This is a genomic window from Microcoleus sp. MON2_D5 (assembly GCF_036701905.1).
Lineage (GTDB): Bacteria > Cyanobacteriota > Cyanobacteriia > Cyanobacteriales > Microcoleaceae > Microcoleus.
The window spans coordinates 104,460-122,849 of sequence record NZ_JAUBRM010000001.1 but is presented as its reverse complement, the minus strand read 5'-3'; the positions used below and the strand labels follow the sequence as shown (position 1 = coordinate 122,849).

Here is an 18,390-nt window from a genome sequence, read left to right as displayed (position 1 = left end):
TTAGATAGCTATAGCAATCATAAATCATTTGTGAATTTCTTACTCCCTCCCCTTGATAAGGGAAGAGTTGGGGTGGGGTAAAAATTTTATGACTGATTTAGTATTGCTATATTAGCTTTAATCTATCTGAGGTTTTTTGAGGTGGAGCTACTTAGAAGATGGTTTGGGAACTGCAACGGTGGTAACACGGACATTCGGATCGAGGGCGTCACCTTGAGAGTAAATATAATCAAATGCAGCTCGATCTTTAAGCATATTTGCCCGCAAAAATAGCGCGCTCCAACGGGCGATCGTTTCAATACCCACGGCTCGCTCTAAGGTAGCAGTATTGCGATCGGGGTTCGCACCAGCGGGGTTATTAACATTGGTAATGCCGAAGTGATTTGCACCCATAACAGTAATCAAAGCTTTGGGTGGTGTTTGAATTTGATCAAAGGTGCTTTGAGCTCGTTCAGGCAGGGCGACACCATCGATATCGCCTTGAATCAACGCCACTGCAATGCCATCATTAGCGATGGGTACAAATTCATTAGCAATGGGATTCCGCAAGTTAGCTCCAAAAAATGCACCCGCTAATAGTTCTTTCGGGCGCGTAAATGGCTCTTGACACAAATACAATTCTGGGAGACATTTATTAGCAATCACCGATAACCCCACCGCGCCACCAAAAGAATGACCCAATAAACCAAGGCGCTGCGTATCGATAACAGACGCAATCGGAGATGTGGGGTTTGTGTTTTCGATCGCCATTTGAGACAAAACCGCCGCAATTTGCGAAGTTTCGGACGCCAAATTAGGGGGTGAAGTGGGATTGAAGGGCGAAGGGCGCAAATGGTTCGGAACGACTACCACAAAGCCGTACCGCGCCACCTGGCTAGCGTAATCTGAATAAAATGATTTATCTACAAGCGCACCTTGCAATAAAATTACAATGGGGAAAGAGTAATTACCAGAATTAAGATCGGATGGTTTAGGATAATAAATGTCAGCTAAATCGTTATTAGCAGATATCGTCGTACTGTAAAAGCTGGTTTCTTTAAATGGCGGTGCATAATCGATTGTTGTGGCAAATACTTTGCCACCAAGGACAACAAACGCAGCAATTGCACAAACAAGTGCTAGGGTTTTTGCCGAAAAAAAATGAGGGTTGAAATTCATAATTATTTTGGGTTTGAGAGTGCGTGCATAAGCTACTGAGAAAAAGCCAGTCGGCGACGGTTGGTAATTTAAGGAACGTTGCCGGAAAAGGTTGCGGACTCTGTGACTAAGAGTATCAACTTGTTGTTAATAGAAGTTTGTGTAAAAATTGCCAATAAACTGACTGATAAATAAACACGGTTCCTGATTTTACACCCTTTTTAACTACTTTTATTTTAGTGTGGCTTATAACCCGACCAAATCTTATTTAGAAAAACGTTTTTTAGAGTGGTGAATCGGAATTCCGATGGCTAATGTCGCTCCTTGAGTCGGTACCGAAAAACAACGGAGTTCCCCGCCGTGCTCATCCACTACAATAGCATAGCTAATCGATAACCCCAAACCCTTTCCTTGACCCACTTTCTTCGTTGTAAAAAATGGCTCAAATATGCGTTGTTGAACCTCTTCGGTTATGCCGGGTCCATTATCAGTAATATAAATACCCACTTGAACTTCGGACAGTAACTTCGTGCAAATAGTAATAGTAGGGATTTGGCTGCTATCACCTGCCTCCTTGGCGCAACTTTTTTGTGACTGCAACGCATCAATCGCATTGGTCAGGACGTTCATAAAAACCTGATTCATTTGCCCCGCATAGCATTCTATCTTTGGCAGAGCCTCATACTCTTTTACCACTTTAATTATCCTTTGGTCTGCTTCATCTTTTAGCCGATGCTGCAAAATCATCAGCGTACTTTCAATTCCTTCATGGATATCCACCGCTTTCAACTCAGCTTCATCGAGTCGGGAAAAATTCCGTAGCGAGTGCACTATTTCTCCGATTCGGTCAACTCCTATGCTCATAGAAGCAATTAGCTTCGGCAAGTCATTCCTGAGAAAAGTGAAATCGATTGCCTCGAGTTGTTCCTGGATAGCGGCTGTGGGATTAGGGAAATCTTCTGCGTAGAGTTGCACCAGCCTCAGCAAATCTTCAGTGTACTCCGTTATGGGGCAGAGGTTCCCTTTAATGAAACTAATCGGATTGTTAATTTCGTGAGCTACCCCTGCTACAACATTCCCTAAACTTGACATTTTCTCGCTTTGGATGAGTTGAGCTTGTGCATTTTGTAACTCTTGTAGAGCCAGCTCTAGTTGTTGGGATTTCTTCCGCTCTTTAGCTTCTGACTCCTGCAATCGCGCATTTTGCTCGTGCAATTTTTTTTGCAAACGCTGAATAGTTAGTTGATTTTCGACACGAGCTAAAACTTCTTGTAAATGAAATGGCTTGGTGATGTAGTCTACTCCTCCCACAGCAAATGCTTTGACTTTATCCAACACTTGATCTAAGGCGCTCAAGAAAATAACTGGAATACCCGAAGTTTTGCCATCCGCTTTTAAATGTTGGCAAACTTCGTAGCCATTCATCTGGGGCATCGTGATGTCGAGCAAAATCAAATCTGGTGGAGTTGAACGCGCTGCTTTTAAGGCCATCTCCCCGTTTATTACGCCCCGCACTTTATATCCTTTGTCGCTCAACATAGTGGATAAAAGACGCAGGTTGTCTGGGGTATCGTCAACCACTAAAAGATTGGCAACATGAGATTCTAATTGCTGGCTGTTCATGGGATAATTTTTTCGGTTAAGGCAGTAATTTTATCAAATCGAAAATTATGAATCCAATCGGTGAGAACCTCCGCAGAAGAAGTATCGGATTCAGGGATTGTGGCGACTAAACTTAAAATCAGGTCGGCATCCGCATCGATAGCTCCATGATGTAAATGTATCACCCACTCCGTAGGCATTCTCGCCAAAGTTGTCCTTAAAATTTCAGTTTTTTCTCCTTCTTTTACACTCAAGTCTTGACCCTCAAGCTGAGATAATGTAAAGTTCGGTAAATCTTCATAAATATACTGTACCCCTAAATGTTCAGCCATTTTGGCAAAAATAACTTCTTCTTGGAAAGGCTTGCTCACAAAATCGTCACAGCCTGATGATAAAACAATGGCTCGCTCTTCCTCAAAAGCGCTAGCGGTCAACGCAACAATCGGGGTAGCCTCGTCTTGAATTTTGGCTTTAATGTGTCTGGTAGCCTCATACCCGTCTATCACAGGCATTTGCATATCCATCCAAATTAGGTGAGGTTTCCAAGTTTCCCAGATTGTAATAGCTTCTTGACCATTTTCCGCTTCGCGCACCTCCAAGCCAAGCGGTTCGAGAAGATTAACCAATAGCAAACGGCTCTCCCATTTATCATCAACCACCAAGATGCGATATGAAGGTTGGTTGGGTTCTAAACCAATTACGCGCCTTCTTGATTGTCGAGGTTCAACTTCAGCCATCTCAGGGGAGCTAATTTGGATATCAAAACTAAAAATTGTTCCTCGATTCAAGGTACTGCTGACGGTAATTTCTCCCCCCATCAGTTGTACGAATTGTCTGCTGATGGGTAAACCCAAGCCCGTTCCTTCTTGAGATTTCCGACCCGCGTCAGTTTGTACAAAAGGTTCAAATAAAGAATCTACATCAGTAGGAGCAATGCCTTGGCCCGTGTCTTCCACTTCAAACGTAATAGTCCGTGGTTCGTTGGCTGTTGGGGACTTTTGTTTCGCACTAATTGCTGCAACCCGAAGTGTCACACTTCCCTTCGTAGTAAACTTGATCGCATTTCCTAGCAGATTAATTAAGACTTGACGCAATTTGCTTTCGTCAGTTTTTACATACTGAGGAATGTTAGAATTGATGTGCCAACAGAGCTGTAAACCTTTAGAATCAGCTTTGAGTTTGAGCATTTTTTCGAGAGAATTGAGCAAATGATACAGGTCAAAGCTAGTAGGATTTAAGGTAATCCGACCTGCCTCGATTTTAGACATTTCCAGCACGTCATTAATCAGCGTCAGCAAATGCTCGCCAGAACGACTAATGATGCCGATCTGTTCCTGCTGTATGTGAGAAAGGGATGAGTCGCGTCCCAGCACTTGGGTAAAGCCGAGAATCGCATTGAGGGGAGTTCGCAATTCGTGACTCATTTTTGATAAAAATTCGCTTTTAGCCTGGTTAGCAGCATCTGCAACTTCTTTGGCTTGTTGTAAGGCTGCCTCTGCTTTTTTGCCCTCCGTAATATCGCTGGCTGTGCCAGTTATTCCTAGAATATTTCCCTCGGAATCCCGCACCACAATTGAATTAAGCCGGAGATTGATAGGTCTGCTGTCTTTAGCTAAGTGTAGAGTTTCATACTGAAATACGGACTCTCCGTTCAGCATACGTTGGAATATCTCGTTATCTTTGGGAAGTTGTTCAGGTGGCTTGAAATCAGTGAATTTTCGCCCTATCATTTCTTCAGGGCAGTAGCCAAAAATCTGTTGGACGGCAGCGTTGACGAAGGTATAACGCCCTTCAACATCAACTGACCAAATCATATCCTGCGATGTTTCAACTAAGTCACGGTATTTAGCCTCGCTTTTTTTGAGCGCTTCTTCTACCCTTTGACGCTCGGTAATGTCGTTAGTGACTAAGAGAATACACGCTTCTCCACCCAGCTCAATAATATCTGCTGATACCAGCATCTTCCTGACCTCGCCTGAAGAAGTACGACAATCAAATTCCTGATTGCGAACCAGTCCAGATTCTTGCAATAGCTGTTTGTATCTGTCATATTCTTCTAAATTAACCCAAAGATTCAACTCACTTGCTGTAAAACCAATTACCTGTTCGCGAGAGTAACTAAAAGTGCTGAGGAAACTGTCGTTCACTTCAATGTAGCGTCCATCTGCAAACCGGGCGAGCGCGATCGGGTTAGGACTGGAACGAAAGGCTTTAGAAAACTTTTCCTCAGACTTACCCAAAGCTATTTCTGTCTGCATTCTGATAGCCATTTCCTGTTGCAATTCTTGCGTTCTTTCTATAACCTTACGTTCCAGGGTTCGCGAGTATTCCCCTAATTGGTCATAGAGTTGGGCATTCTCAATAGAAATAGCAATTTGGGCAGATAACAGTTTTAACAACTCTAGCCGATCGGTAGTAAAAGCCCCTTCAGTCAAGTTATTTTCCAAATAAAGAAGGCCCGTCAGCTTACCTTGGTGTAGCAGAGGAGTACAAAGAATTGATTTCGGTTGAGTGGCTGCAATATAAGGATCGCGGGTAAATTGTCCTTCTTGAGCGGCATTATTTAACACTACATTTTCCTGAGTGCGAATCACATAATTGGCGATCGCACTTGCCAGCAAAGGAGTACCCCCAGAAGCTGCTGTTGGATTGAGAGGAAGCGATTGCAGCACACTAACTTCATCCTCATTCACCGAACCTTCCGCCTCTAGCGCCCAGTTTCCCCCTTTTTCTAAAATCAAAAAACCTTTTTGCGCCCCCGCATTTTCGATCGCAATTTTCATCAATCTTTCCAGCAGCCGACTCAAAACAATTTCACCCGAAATCGCTTCGGAAGCTTTCATCACAGTAGTTAAATCTAACGTATCTCCCAAATTGTTGCTAGTAGTCGCATTCGTAGTTCGGTTAACTTTTGTTTGAGTAGTTGTCTTCCCTGATGTTCTCGCGATTAATTGGGGATATTTTTCCTCCAAACTCTCCACTTTACGTTTAGCGCCCCAGTATTGGTAGCAATAGTGGGCTTTAGTCAAGTAGATTTGGGCAAATTCTTCTTTGTCTTTCGCCAACCAGAATTTAGCAGCCAGTTCCGCCGCCAGCGCTTCATTCTGAATAAAATCATGCTCTCTAGCCTGAGCTATCGCGCGATCGTACAAATCCATCGCCTCCAAATCTCGACCTGAAATTCTCGCCATTTCTGCCGCCACTAGCGAGAATTTATGTGCGAAACTTTCCGAGCAGTTGTCCGCCCAAATTTTGATTTGTTTCTGATGAGCTTCTAATTGCTCCCAGTAATCTTTTCGCTGCGATTCAGAAACGTCTGAATACAGAGCCGTTAAGATCAGACAACGGTAAAAATGATGGTGAGCACTAGAAATATGACCCATCAAATAATCGAGCAGTTCTGCCGCGCGTTCCGATGCTTCTAGCGCCTCACTATACTGTTCGTAAAGATATAAAGTCTGCGCTTTTAAAACATAAAACTCGCACAGCGCGGCCATACTTTTACGGCTGTGGAAATTTTCTAAATGCTGTTTTTCGCTAACTTCATCCTCTTCGCCCATCAAATTTAAAATTGCTATCTTATTAGCAACAATTATATCAGTTGCCCAAAAATTTTTAGTTTGCTCGCAAAAATGGAGCGACTTGCCAATATCTTCCCAGAGGTTATTCAAATTCATGCCCTGGAAGAAATAGGTAATGGTTTGAAACATCCGGTTATAACCCGTCCATTGCAAATTGCCCGATTGCAAGCCAACTTTATAACCTTCGTTATTAATTTCAGCAGTAGTTTTGAGCGGTTTCACCCAGCAGTTTAAGTAATTGGCAAAGATCACACTATCTTGGCAGTTTTGAGACAAGTTATTTGAATTTTCGCTGAGAGTCAGAGCAAGTCGGCCAAACTCATAAGCCGATTGGTAATCCCCTAAAATTGAATTTAGGATAATTCCATAACATGAATAGCAGTAAGACCCTCCCGCTACAAAACCGTACTTGAGAGAAAGGTTAATCCCTTTGATCACAGTCAACTTCCACAGTTCTTGAGATGAAAAGAACGTTAGCGGCCCCATGTTGCCCAATAATTTCATTGCCATTTGTTGAGCCGGATCTTTCATTTTTTCTGCATTACTTAATGAAGCAATTTCTTGGTTTGCCAAGTTGGCTTTAGCTGCCGCCATTTCCGCATTAACCGCCTCGGTTAAATTATCTTCAGCCAAGTCTATTCCCAGCAATTTAAGGGCTTTTAATCCCGATTGAACTGCTGATTCATATTTACTCAGCAGAGTGTACTGCACGATCAAAATGTTGTAAATTTCGGCTTTTTCTAGCTCAGATTTTGCCCGGGCAAATGCCAGTTCTATTAAAGCTTCTGATTCTTCAAAATTGCCGTTTAAATATTCGGCCTCTGCTAGCTCCTTATGAAAGGTAAAAGCTAGTTCGTAGGATTCTTGCCAAATATCGCCCGGTAAAATTTCTCGACCGATTTTTAAGTAGTCTCTGGCTGCAGCATAAGCCGTTGCATCTTTGGCTTTGCGAGCGGCTGTTAAATTTAAAATAGCTAGTTCAATTTTCTCGTTATCATCAATGATTAAATTCCGACCCGAATTCAAATGATCGGCAATTTCAAAAATTCTTTCTGCTTGTCGCTCAGGAGAAATATTCGCTAGTAATAGGCGACCAATTTTTAGGTGAATTGCGGTTTGCAGTTGGGAGTCTATCAAAGCGTAACCCGACTGCTGCACGCGGTCGTGCAAAAATTTATAAGTAGTAATTACTAAGTCGGAATTAATTATTTCTGATTCGGTAGCACCTAACTCAGAAGTAGTTAAAATCAATCCCTCTTCGATGGCTGGCAATAGTTCTTGAAACGTGGCTCCCCAAGATTTCTCATTAATAATTGAGAGAGTGTTTAAGTCAAAACTATTACCCACGCAAGCAGCCAAACGCAAAACTTGCTGAGTTGCTACGGGCAGTTTTTTCAATTTGCCAAGCATCAATTCAATAACGTTATCAGTAATACCTACTGATTCAATTTCTGAAATGTTCCAATCCCAGTTGCTTTTTTTGAAATTGAATTTCAGCAGGTTTTCTTGATAGAGAGTTTTGAGAAACTGATTGACAAAAAAAGGATTACCTTGAGTTTTATTGAGCACTAACTCTGCTAGGGGGAGCGCTGATTTTGTGTCTTTACGCACGGTATCAGCAATTAAGTTATTTATCTGGTTAAGGTGTAAGGGAGCTAAAGTAATTCGCTCGATTCTTGCACCTTGATTTTGCAGCTCATCCAAGGTCATCATTAAAGGATGAGATGGGTTAACTTCGTTGTCTCGATAAGCACCAATTAGAAATAGATATTTCGTTTGCTCATCTGCCATCATTACTTGTAGCAATTTCAATGTAGCAGAATCAGCCCATTGTAAATCGTCGAGAAAGATGACTAAGGGATAGTCAAATGAACAAAACACGCGGATGAATTTTTGAAATACTAAATTAAAGCGGTTTTGTGCTTGTGTAGCGCCTAATTCTTGTACGATCGGCTGTTTGCCAATGATTAATTCTACTTCAGGAATGACATCTACAATGATTTGACTATTAGCGCCAACAGCAGCTAATATTTTTTCTTTCCAGGTAGTGAGTTGATTTTCGCTTTCAGTTAAGAGTTGTTTGACTAATGATTGAAAGGCTTTGACAACCGCCGCGTAAGGGATATTTCGTTGAAATTGGTCGAATTTTCCGGCAATAAAATAACCTCTGGCTTTAGTAATTGGTTTATAAACTTCTTGTACTAAGGCGGATTTTCCAATGCCAGAGTAACCGGATACTAGCATCATTTCGGTGCTGCCCCTGCTGACTCGCTCAAAGGCTGCTAATAAGGTTTCAACTTCATTTTCTCTGCCGTAGAGTTTTTCGGGGATGAGGAAATGGTCTATAATATCCCGCGTTCCCAATGCCAACGTCTCAATGTTACCCGTGTTTTGTAATTGAGCCAGACAAATTTCTAAATCGTGTTTCAGTCCTAATGCACTCTGATAGCGATTTTCCGCATTCTTTGCCATCAGTTTACTAACAATTTGGGATAAAATTAGGGGAACTTCTGGCTTGATTTGATGTACCGGAATCGGCTCTTTGGCTAGATGACAATGCACTAGCTCCATTGGGTCGTCTGACTCGAAGGGTAACTGTGTTGTCAACAATTCATAGAAGGTCACACCCAGGGAATAAAAGTCACTCCGATAGTCAATGCCTCGATTCATTCTTCCTGTCTTTTCTGGGGAGAGATAAGCTAAGGTTCCTTCGAGGGTGTTGGGATTCTGGGTTTCTTGGGTTTCTCTCGGCAGCAGGGAAGAAATACTGAAGTCAATGAGTTTAATTTGTTTGCTATGTGGGTTAATCAGAATATTGGCGGGTTTGATATCTTTATGAATAACTCGGTTTTGGTAGAGAGAGTGGAGAATATTTGCTAGTTCCCTGGCTAAATTGAGAAAGTCTTCTAAAGATACAGATTTATCGGCTTGGTTTTTATCAGTTGCTGCCGGGATATAAGTAGCCAGGGAAACTCCTCCAAAGTCTTCCATTATCAAAGCATAGGCGTTTTTGTAAGGTGCTAAATCGAGGGGTTCAACCACTCCAGGCAGACGTAGATTTTTGGCAATGGTATATTGGTTGCGGAATTGAAGTAGTTCGCTGAAGCTGGGGTATTCATTCCGCAGCACTTTAATGACGACTGGAGTGCGATCGCTCTCCCGAATACCCCGATAGACTAGAGTGCGAGATCCTGCATAGAGTTGTTCTGTTATGCGATACCCTGGCAGGTCAGTAATTGTCTCCATTTTCCAGTCCTCAATAAATAGGGGGTTACTATATCTCTAGTTTACTCAGCCAACTTGGAAAATTCTCAATGGCCTCTAATGTTCCTGCACTTGTCAGTCCGCTTTCTGTACGAACGCTCGCAGGCCGTTGGATAGTGAAGCCATATTATTAATTGTTTAGAACTTGTCTTCACTGGAGCGAAAATTATCCATAAGTATGTTTACATAACTCATTTGAGATATTGAGAGCGATCGCATCTAGCAGTCGTGAAGCTTACAGGAGGCGATCGCCCCCAAAAGCTATTTTTTGAGGTAGTTCAGTTTAAACCCAAGCCTGGAAAGGTTTTCAAGTTGGTTCTCCCCCCTTGAGGGTTTTGAGGTAAAGTTACCGTAAAAATACTTAAGGCCAGCCGTCATCGTGTGTTCTAGCAACCTATTGTATCGACAGGACATTCTTTTGTTATAAATCGACGAATGGTATAAAAAGAAATCACGCTGTTGATACGCTTCCTTTCCATTGTTTCCTCACGCTTACAAAAGCCAATTTATATCCTGAATGCGGCTTTGATTGAGATCTTGAGCAAAAACCTTGATTATTCAAGTCTCAACCACTCAATAAATTTCCAAGATAACAATATAGCAATCATAAATGAGTCGTAAATGTTTTACCCCACCCCAACCCACCCCGAACCCGCTCTGAGAAAGTAAGAAATTTACAAATGATGCGAGGATTGCTATATTACCCTTACCACGGCTATCACCCAGAACATCTGACTATGGAGTAAAAAAAGATTTATCTGCAGATTATGACTAAAATCAGTTTTAAGCTCTTTAAAAAACTATCGAAATCAGAAAAATAAGCGGAGGGGAAGTCTGGATTGGTTCCGGTTGTGGCAATGTAGGTAATTGAAAGAGCAAATTATTGGATGAAAAACTGCAAAATCCTCGCCTATGAATTTTGAGAGAAGTTTATATATTATCTCGATAACAAATATTTGTTTTATTACGCTAAGGGTTAAAAGGCTGCCAGCCTTCTAGATATCAAATGGGTTCTATAGAACTCATTTTTAGCTGACTGGTTGAGATTACCAACTGATAATAAGCGGCAATCCAGGTCGGAAATCTACCTGTTGTCCCTGCACTTCTCCATCAAAACCAAGCTCGACAAAATACTCGGTTCCTATCCGTAACTTTAGCTGATTTGTCTCTAGCACTGCTTGAAGTTCGGGTGACGGATTCTTGGCAGCAGGACTGACTAATTCTACACGAGTAATTTCGTGTAAACCAACACCATGCTCCAAAGGCTGTGACTTCTGGGCCGAGTATTGATCTGGACGTTGACCAAAGGAAATTTGGAAAAGCATCGGCTCAGTCAACACATCACTATTTGTTGCCACCATTATACTCATCGTTTCAGATAAATAAGGTGGACGATATGCCCAACTAGAAAATGCAACTCTTTCCTCAGAACCTTTAGCTGGACGCAAACAGATGCCAAATGGGCACGCACCATTATTCCGATTTGTCGATCGCTCCCAAAGACGAGTCTGATGAATTGGCTCAGACTTCGCCTCTTCTGGATCGTGAATCCATAACAATTCCAACATTGCGTTATGGAAAAAGAAAGAGCGATTGGCTGTACCTTGTCCGTGATGAATGCGAGATGCACCCTCAACTAAACCGAATGAGGATAAACGATTAGCTTCCGAAGCACCAATATCAGTAAGAATGAAAAGATGGTCAAATTCAAATGTCATAGCATTGTTCAGAGAATCGATCGATCGCTCAAGTAATTTTAATCCCCTGTGATTGCTTTTTTTCCGATCGCCACGCTGATGCTGCACAGCGTACTGTACCAAAGTCCCAAACCTCTACTCAGTCAATCTTTCCCAATCTAAAATCTAAAATCTAAAATCTAAAATCGCGCAATCGATCGCCCCAACCTTCCCCAAGCTTCAAGTTACAACCACATCGAGGAACCATCCGCGCACATCCAGCAGTCTCAACATCCAGTTACCGACAATTCTGCTAGAGTCAGGTCATCATCCGGTGCATCTTGTAGAGACGCAATTCACAGCCTCTGCCCCGAAAGCAGTAAAATCCCATCAGCTTGTCACCTGCCACCCGATCGGCAGTAACTTAAAAATTAAGGTAGTTTGAAAATAATCGCCCAAAGTTGAAAGAAGCCTTGACATCTGACCTAAACTCTCTAACTTACACCCTCTAGCTGCGCTGCCATCCATATTTAAAAGATGCCATGTCAACCTTAGTCATCGTCGAATCTCCGACCAAAGCCCGCACCATCCGCAACTTCCTGCCCTCCACCTACCGTGTAGAGGCATCGATGGGCCATGTCCGCGACCTACCATCCTCCGCCGAAGAAATACCAGAAGCCGTTAAAGGAGAAAAATGGGCGCAACTGGGCGTAAACGTGGAAGCAGACTTTGAACCCCTCTACGTCATCCCGAAAGATAAAAAGAAAATTGTTAAAGAACTAAAAGACGCCCTCAAAGACGCCACAGAACTGATTCTAGCCACTGACGAAGACCGGGAAGGCGAAAGCATTTCCTGGCATTTGCTGCAAATCCTCAAACCCAAAGTTCCGATCAAGCGGATGGTGTTTCACGAAATCACCCGCGAAGCTATCCGCGACGCTTTGACTCACTGTCGCGATATCGACAATCGAGTAGTACAAGCCCAAGAAACTCGCCGAATTCTCGATCGACTCGTCGGTTACACACTCTCCCCGCTACTGTGGAAAAAAATCGCTTGGGGTTTGTCCGCCGGTAGAGTGCAGTCAGTCGCAGTCAGGCTTTTGGTGCGCCGGGAACGCGAACGCCGCGCTTTTCGCCAAGGTAGCTACTGGGATTTGAAAGCCCTTTTGGAAAAGGGCAAGATTTCCTTTGATGCCAAACTCGTGACTGTCGGCAATGTGAAAGTTGCAAACGGCAGCGATTTTGATGAAAATACCGGGCAAATTATCGCAGGCCGCCGCGTACTTTTGCTGAACGAAGAACAGGCGCGGGCTTTACTCTCACGCATTCAAAACAAACCTTGGACTGTCACCAATCTCGAAGAACGGCCAGTCACCCGCAAACCCTCGCCGCCGTTTACGACCTCGACTTTGCAGCAGGAAGCTAACCGTAAGCTGCGGCTGGGTGCGCGGGAAACAATGCGAATTGCCCAAGGTCTCTACGAACGCGGTTTTATCACCTATATGCGGACGGATTCGGTGCATTTGTCCGAACAGGCGATCGAAGCGGCGCGCAGTTGCGTGCAAGAACTTTACGGCAGCGAATACCTCAGCCCCCAACCGCGCAAATACACCACGAAAAGCAAAGGCGCGCAGGAAGCCCACGAAGCTATCCGTCCCGCCGGCAGCACTTTTCGGACTCCGCAGCAAACTGGATTGGATGGGATTGATTTCCGCCTGTACGATTTGATTTGGAAGCGGACTGTCGCTTCTCAAATGGCCGATTCCCGCCAAACTCACGTCACTGTATTAACTCAGGTAGAAGATGCCGGTTTCCGTTCCAGCGGCAAACGCATTGATTTTCCCGGCTTTTTGCGGGCATACGTGGAAGGTTCCGACGATCCGAATGCGGCGTTGGAAGACCAAGAGGTGATTTTGCCGGCGCTGAAGGTGGGGGATAAACCTAATTGTAAGGATTTAGAGGCAGTTGGCCACGAAACTCAACCTCCCGCCCGCTACACGGAAGCTTCTCTGGTCAAAATGCTCGAAAGCGAAGGTGTGGGCCGTCCGAGTACCTATGCGAGTATTATCGGTACAATTGTCGATCGCGGATACGCGAAATTAATAGCTAACGCCCTAATTCCGACATTCACCGCTTTCGCCGTCACGACTTTATTGGAAACACATTTTCCCGATTTAGTAGACACCGGTTTTACTTCCCGAATGGAACAAACCCTCGATGAAATTGCCACCGGCGAGGCGAAATGGCTGCCGTATTTGCAAAAGTTTTATACAGGGGAAACCGGACTCGCAACCCAAGTTAAAGAACAGGAAAGTCAGATTGACGCGAAAGTTGCCCGAACTGTGGTACTGGAGAATATTTCTGCTAAAGTCTGCATCGGCAAATTCGGCGCATACCTGGAATCTGAAAGCGAAGAAGGCTTGGTAAAAGCATCGATTCCCCAAGATTTGACGCCGGCAGATTTAGACCCGGAACAAGTGGAGTTTCTGTTAAAGCAAAAAACCGAAGGCCCGGAAAAATTGGGTCTTCACCCGGAAACCGGGGAACCGATTTATGTGCTGATTGGCAGTTACGGGCCATACGTTCAGTTAGGAGAAGTTTCGGAAACGAACAAGAAACCGAAGCGGGCTTCTTTACCGAAGGGGACGGATAAGGATAGCGTGACGCTGGATATGGCGGTGAGTTTGTTGACTTTACCCCGGTTGTTGGGCACTCACCCGGAGACGGGGGCGAAAGTGCAAGCTAATTTGGGGATGTACGGGCCTTATGTGGTGCATGACCAGGGTAAGGTGGGGAAAGATTATCGATCGATCAAACCGCCGGATGATGTTTTGACTATAGGGCTCGATCGGGCTTTAGAGTTATTATCGCAGCCGAAAGCCGCCCGCGGCCGCAGCAAATCAGCCACACCTTTAAAGGAATTGGGCGCGCATCCAGAGTCGGGAGAATTGATCAATGTTTACGATGGCCGCTACGGCCCCTACGTGAAACACGGCGATATCAATGCTTCTTTGTCGAAGGATGAATCTGTGGAGAATTTCACATTACAAAGAGCACTGGAATTGTTAGCAACCAAGGAAGCAGCGGGAGGCGGTAAATCTAGCAGCAAGTCGAAGAAGTCTACTAAGACTGTGGCGGCGAAGTCGGAGACTGCAACTGAGAAGACTGCGGCGAAGAAAACTACTGCTAAGAAGACGACGACTGCAGCGAAGAAAACCACGACTAAGAAGGCTGCGACTGCGACTGCGACTAAGAAGAAGACAACGTGAGTTTAGTTTAGTTTTCACTCATCTAGAAACCCGGTCTGCAGGGGGGAATCGCCCCAAGTGCGATCGGGTTTCTTTGTTGGTAAACTATTTGACAAGCTGAGGTTTGTAGTAAGGACTGAAGTTCTTAAAATTGGGCTTGAATGTACTAGGGCATTACGATCGGGGAAAACTGTGATAATTTGCTGGAGTCGAACTTGACAGGATACAAAATATGCGAGACTTTGGGATAATGTCAGGCGTTAAACTGGTTTCATGAGGGTGCGGACACCCATGAAACCAAGCATTTTAAAATAGACCAACATTGAGATTTAAATACTAATTTGAATCCTAAATTAATAATAAGTATTTTTTCACTGTAATACTGTTCTATCTTGAAGTTATATGGTTTTTATTGCAAATGAAACTCACATTGATTAACGCTTACAAATCAATTTCTTCCTTCCCCGAAACTGAACTACCGGATTTTGTGATTATTACTGGGGTAAATGGTGCAGGAAAGTCACATTTGCTAGAGGCTATAAATAGTGGATGTATTCAGATTGATAGTATTGCTGCTACCAATCAAACAAAACCAATTCGTCTCTTCAACTGGACAAATCTTGTTCCAAATGATAGCGGTGCTTTTGCTTCTTACCAAATCACTCAAGAGAGACAAGGACTTTGGAATGAACTTTTCCCACAAATCCAAGTTCATCGTAATCAGATTGCAGAGACTATTCGACAGTTTAAACGTTTTGATCTTTTGAGCATGGATATTCATAAACTTATTAATTTATCGGAAGATGAGTTTATAATGACAGGTGACAATCCGGATGAATCAAGACAAATTTTTCAAACAATTCAGAATATTATCTCCAATATAGAACCTTATTTGATAACAAATTTTGTGCGAAGTGACGTTAATAGACAAAAATTAATTAGTGAATTGCAAGGAAAAACCCGAACTTCTATTCTTGCTTTAGAGGAAACAGATTTTTATGATAATTTTCCTAAAAGTTGGCTACCTATCGATATGTTTCAACAGTCCTTCGGCAGACTTTTTTTAGAGTACAAACACAACTTCCTTAATAACCGACTAAAGGAGTGGGCAAATTCAGAAGGTGATACTGTCAGTTTCCTCTCTAATGAAGAATTTATAGAACAGTATGGGGAGGCTCCTTGGACTTTTGTTAATAGTATTCTTGAGATTGCTAATCTAGATTTTCGCATTAACCAACCAGCAAAATATTATGAAGATCGTCCTTATGAACCAGTTCTTATTGATCAAATAAGAGGAACTCAGGTGAAGTTTGGCGACCTCTCTTCTGGAGAAAGAATTTTAATGTCATTTGCATTATGTCTTTATTATGCAGAGGATAGTCGTCAGCTTGTAGATTATCCAAAAGTTTTGCTTTTTGATGAAATTGATGCTCCATTGCATCCTTCCATGACTCAATCGCTTCTGCATACTATTCAAGAGGTTCTTGTGAATCGTCACGGAATCAAAGTAATTATGACCACACATTCGCCCTCAACAGTCGCTCTAGCACCAGAAGCCTCTGTATACGCCATGTATAAGACTGATATACAAAGGTTACAAAAGACAACAAAAGACAAAGCATTAGCAATTCTCACGACTGGAGTACCAACTCTGAGTATTGACTATAAAAATCGTCGTCAAGTGTTCGTTGAAAGCCAATATGATGCCCAATTTTATGAAATTATTTATAATAAGCTGAAAAATGACTTACGTTATCCCGAAATTTCACTTAACTTCATTTCATCTGGAGTAGCAGGACAAGGAAACTGCGATCAAGTAGAAGAAGTTGTTAATAAGTTGTACGAGGGTGGCAACCAGACGGTGTATGGAATCATTGACTGGGATAAAAAGAATAATGGCAATGAGCGCGTAAAAGTCCTTGGTCATGGAAAGCGTTATAGCATTGAGAACTATATTTTTGATCCACTACTGCTAGGAGCATTTTTAATTCGGGAGAAGTGGATTGAACGTGATAAAATAGGTTTGAATTCTAATGAAACATACGTGGATATTGCTAAGCTCGATAATGCTCGTCTCCAGGTAGTAGCTAATTTCATAGTCAGTAAAGTTAAAGAAGTTAAGAACTTTGCCCACCCGACTTCAGAGGAAAAGAATATTTCCTGTGAATGTGTTGGTGGACAAGTTATTAATTTACCTTCGTGGTTTCTTCAGATTCAAGGACACGAATTAGAAGAAATATTAACAGATATTTTTCCACAACTGAAAAGATTTCAACGGCAATCTCAACTTAAACTAGAGATTTTGGGGAAGGTTGTTGATGATATACCTACTCTTATTCCTAAAGATTTAATTTCGCTATTTAATGAAATTAATAATGTTGAGACATAAAGAAGTCGATTAGGAGAACTCGTTGGTATAAATGGTATAAACCTATCTGTTGTTACAATTTGGCTACAACGACGGATGGATGGAAAATTTCAGTTCGTGACCCTCAAACCTCTTAAGGAGAATTGACATGACCCTAGAGCTATATTAGGAAGTTGCTTTAACCCCTGACTTACCAGAATATCAACTCAAAGCAGGAGATATTGCAACATTGGTTAATTTTGTTTCTCATCCTAGTGGTGGTGAAGAGGGCTGTCTGTTGGAAATATTTAATGCTGTTGGTGAGTCTCTGACGGTCATAGCCGTCCCAATCTCTACTGTAGAAGTTCTCCGCCCTGATGAAATCTTAACAGTTCGTTCTTTGGCACAAGCAGGTTAATATTCATTCAAATGTGGGGTTTAAGCATCTTCACTCGCAGCAAAATATTGTGATGATTGTTGAGTGCACGGATTAAACAACTTAACGCGCGTTTGTGCGATCGATCGCACTAACCCCCTATCAATGACCTCGCGCTGGTCTAAAATCTCCTCAGCTTCCAAAAAGACGATATGCGCGATCGACCATTTGTGACTCTCAAACCTTTTAAGGAGAAATGTCTGTGGGCGGATGCCATCCAGCACTAACCCACTGACGCCTGACAGTAACAGCAATAGGATTGTTTAGTTGTAGTTGCTGTTACTGTTGCGCGACCGCAGTCTGTAAGTCCAATAATTTCTGTAGCGTCTTCACTCCAAGCAAAATTTTGTGACCATTGTTGAGTGCGCGGATTAAACAACTTAACGTGCTTTTGCGTTACCGGATCTAATGCGTCAGTTTGGGTTCCTTTGTAATTATTGCACAGACTACAAGCCAGCCAGAGATTTTCTTCCTCGTCAGTACCGCCAATCGCTTTAGGAATAATATGGTCAATTTCCAATATTCCCAGGACATACATTTGTAAACTGCGGCAATAACCGCACCGATTTTGAGCTTGTGCGCGAACTCTGGCTCTAACTTGTTCAGAAATTGCCATTTTGATTATCCTTTCAATGGTTCGAGCAAGCCGCGCCGCACAGCTTCATTTAAGGCTTGAGCTTGTCGCAATAGTCGAGTTTCATATATGTGGATTAATGCCTGCAATTCAGCCAGTTCTACAGATGCGATCGTACCGGATTGTTGGCGGTCTAGCAATTCACTCAATCGTTGTTCTTGGAGTGGTTGCAGCCGGAGTTGAGTCTGAGTGATTACTTCTGAATCAGACAGTGCTGATACTGGTTTAGCGGTTGGTAAGAGAAAATTTTCCAGAGTTTCTACTAGAATCTCACTCACGGTGCGGTGGCGTTGCAGCGCTAGCAATTCTGCTTGGTGATAGACTTCATCTGGCAGATTTAGGGTGATTTGGGCGGTCATAGGTGCAAAGCTATGAAACTAATATTTATATTATGCCATATTTTACTTTGAGTATTAGACATCTGCCCAAAAGAAATGAAGAAGGATCTCGCTTGCTAAAAAGACG

At 42.9% G+C, this 18,390-nt stretch carries 9 protein-coding genes and 1 pseudogene; 3 read left to right on the top strand and 7 right to left on the bottom strand.

What is annotated here, in order from left to right:
* Nucleotides 1-147: 147 nt before the first annotated feature.
* From QUA47_RS00515 to QUA47_RS00500, 4 genes are all read right to left on the bottom strand, one after another.
* Nucleotides 148-1,158, bottom strand: a complete 1,011-nt coding sequence (locus QUA47_RS00515; RefSeq protein WP_333429285.1) for a poly(ethylene terephthalate) hydrolase family protein — start codon at nucleotides 1,156-1,158, stop codon at nucleotides 148-150.
* A 243-nt stretch (nucleotides 1,159-1,401) separates the two neighbouring features.
* Complete coding sequence (locus QUA47_RS00510) at nucleotides 1,402-2,760, bottom strand: response regulator (RefSeq protein WP_333429284.1); 1,359 nt, start codon at nucleotides 2,758-2,760, stop codon at nucleotides 1,402-1,404.
* Nucleotides 2,757-9,566 carry an AAA family ATPase gene (locus QUA47_RS00505; RefSeq protein ID WP_333429283.1) on the bottom strand — a complete coding sequence of 2,270 codons (6,810 nt, stop codon included), beginning with the start codon at nucleotides 9,564-9,566 and terminating at the stop codon, nucleotides 2,757-2,759. Before QUA47_RS00505 ends, QUA47_RS00510 begins: the two co-directional genes overlap by 4 nt.
* A 1,064-nt stretch (nucleotides 9,567-10,630) precedes the next feature.
* Entirely contained in the window at nucleotides 10,631-11,404 is a 774-nt protein-coding gene (locus QUA47_RS00500) for a VOC family protein (protein WP_333429282.1), read from the bottom strand.
* Nucleotides 11,405-11,802: 398 nt separating this feature from the next.
* Here QUA47_RS00500 and topA point away from each other — a divergent pair, with 398 nt between their 5' ends.
* From topA to QUA47_RS00485, 3 genes and pseudogenes are all read left to right on the top strand, one after another.
* Entirely contained in the window at nucleotides 11,803-14,529 is a 2,727-nt protein-coding gene (gene topA, locus QUA47_RS00495; RefSeq protein ID WP_333429281.1) for a type I DNA topoisomerase, read from the top strand.
* 397 nt (nucleotides 14,530-14,926) lie between these two features.
* Nucleotides 14,927-16,897: an AAA family ATPase gene (locus QUA47_RS00490; protein WP_333429280.1), complete on the top strand. Its 1,971-nt coding sequence runs from the start codon at nucleotides 14,927-14,929 to the stop codon at nucleotides 16,895-16,897.
* A 163-nt stretch (nucleotides 16,898-17,060) separates the two neighbouring features.
* Nucleotides 17,061-17,273: pseudogene (locus tag QUA47_RS00485) on the top strand (DUF4926 domain-containing protein); the annotation flags it as partial.
* Between the two features lie 20 nt (nucleotides 17,274-17,293).
* Here QUA47_RS00485 and QUA47_RS00480 read toward each other — a convergent pair.
* Genes QUA47_RS00480 through QUA47_RS00470 form a run of 3 tightly spaced genes read right to left on the bottom strand, consistent with a single transcriptional unit; the run spans nucleotide 17,294 to nucleotide 18,284 of the window.
* Nucleotides 17,294-17,545, bottom strand: coding sequence for a hypothetical protein (locus QUA47_RS00480; RefSeq protein ID WP_333429279.1), 252 nt, complete (start codon nucleotides 17,543-17,545; stop codon nucleotides 17,294-17,296).
* Nucleotides 17,515-17,907 carry an HNH endonuclease signature motif containing protein gene (locus QUA47_RS00475; RefSeq protein WP_333429278.1) on the bottom strand — a complete coding sequence of 131 codons (393 nt, stop codon included), beginning with the start codon at nucleotides 17,905-17,907 and terminating at the stop codon, nucleotides 17,515-17,517. The genes QUA47_RS00480 and QUA47_RS00475 overlap by 31 nt, the downstream gene beginning before the upstream one ends.
* A gap of 5 nt (nucleotides 17,908-17,912) precedes the next feature.
* Complete coding sequence (locus QUA47_RS00470; protein WP_006634749.1) at nucleotides 17,913-18,284, bottom strand: hypothetical protein; 372 nt, start codon at nucleotides 18,282-18,284, stop codon at nucleotides 17,913-17,915.
* Nucleotides 18,285-18,390 lie beyond the last annotated feature (106 nt).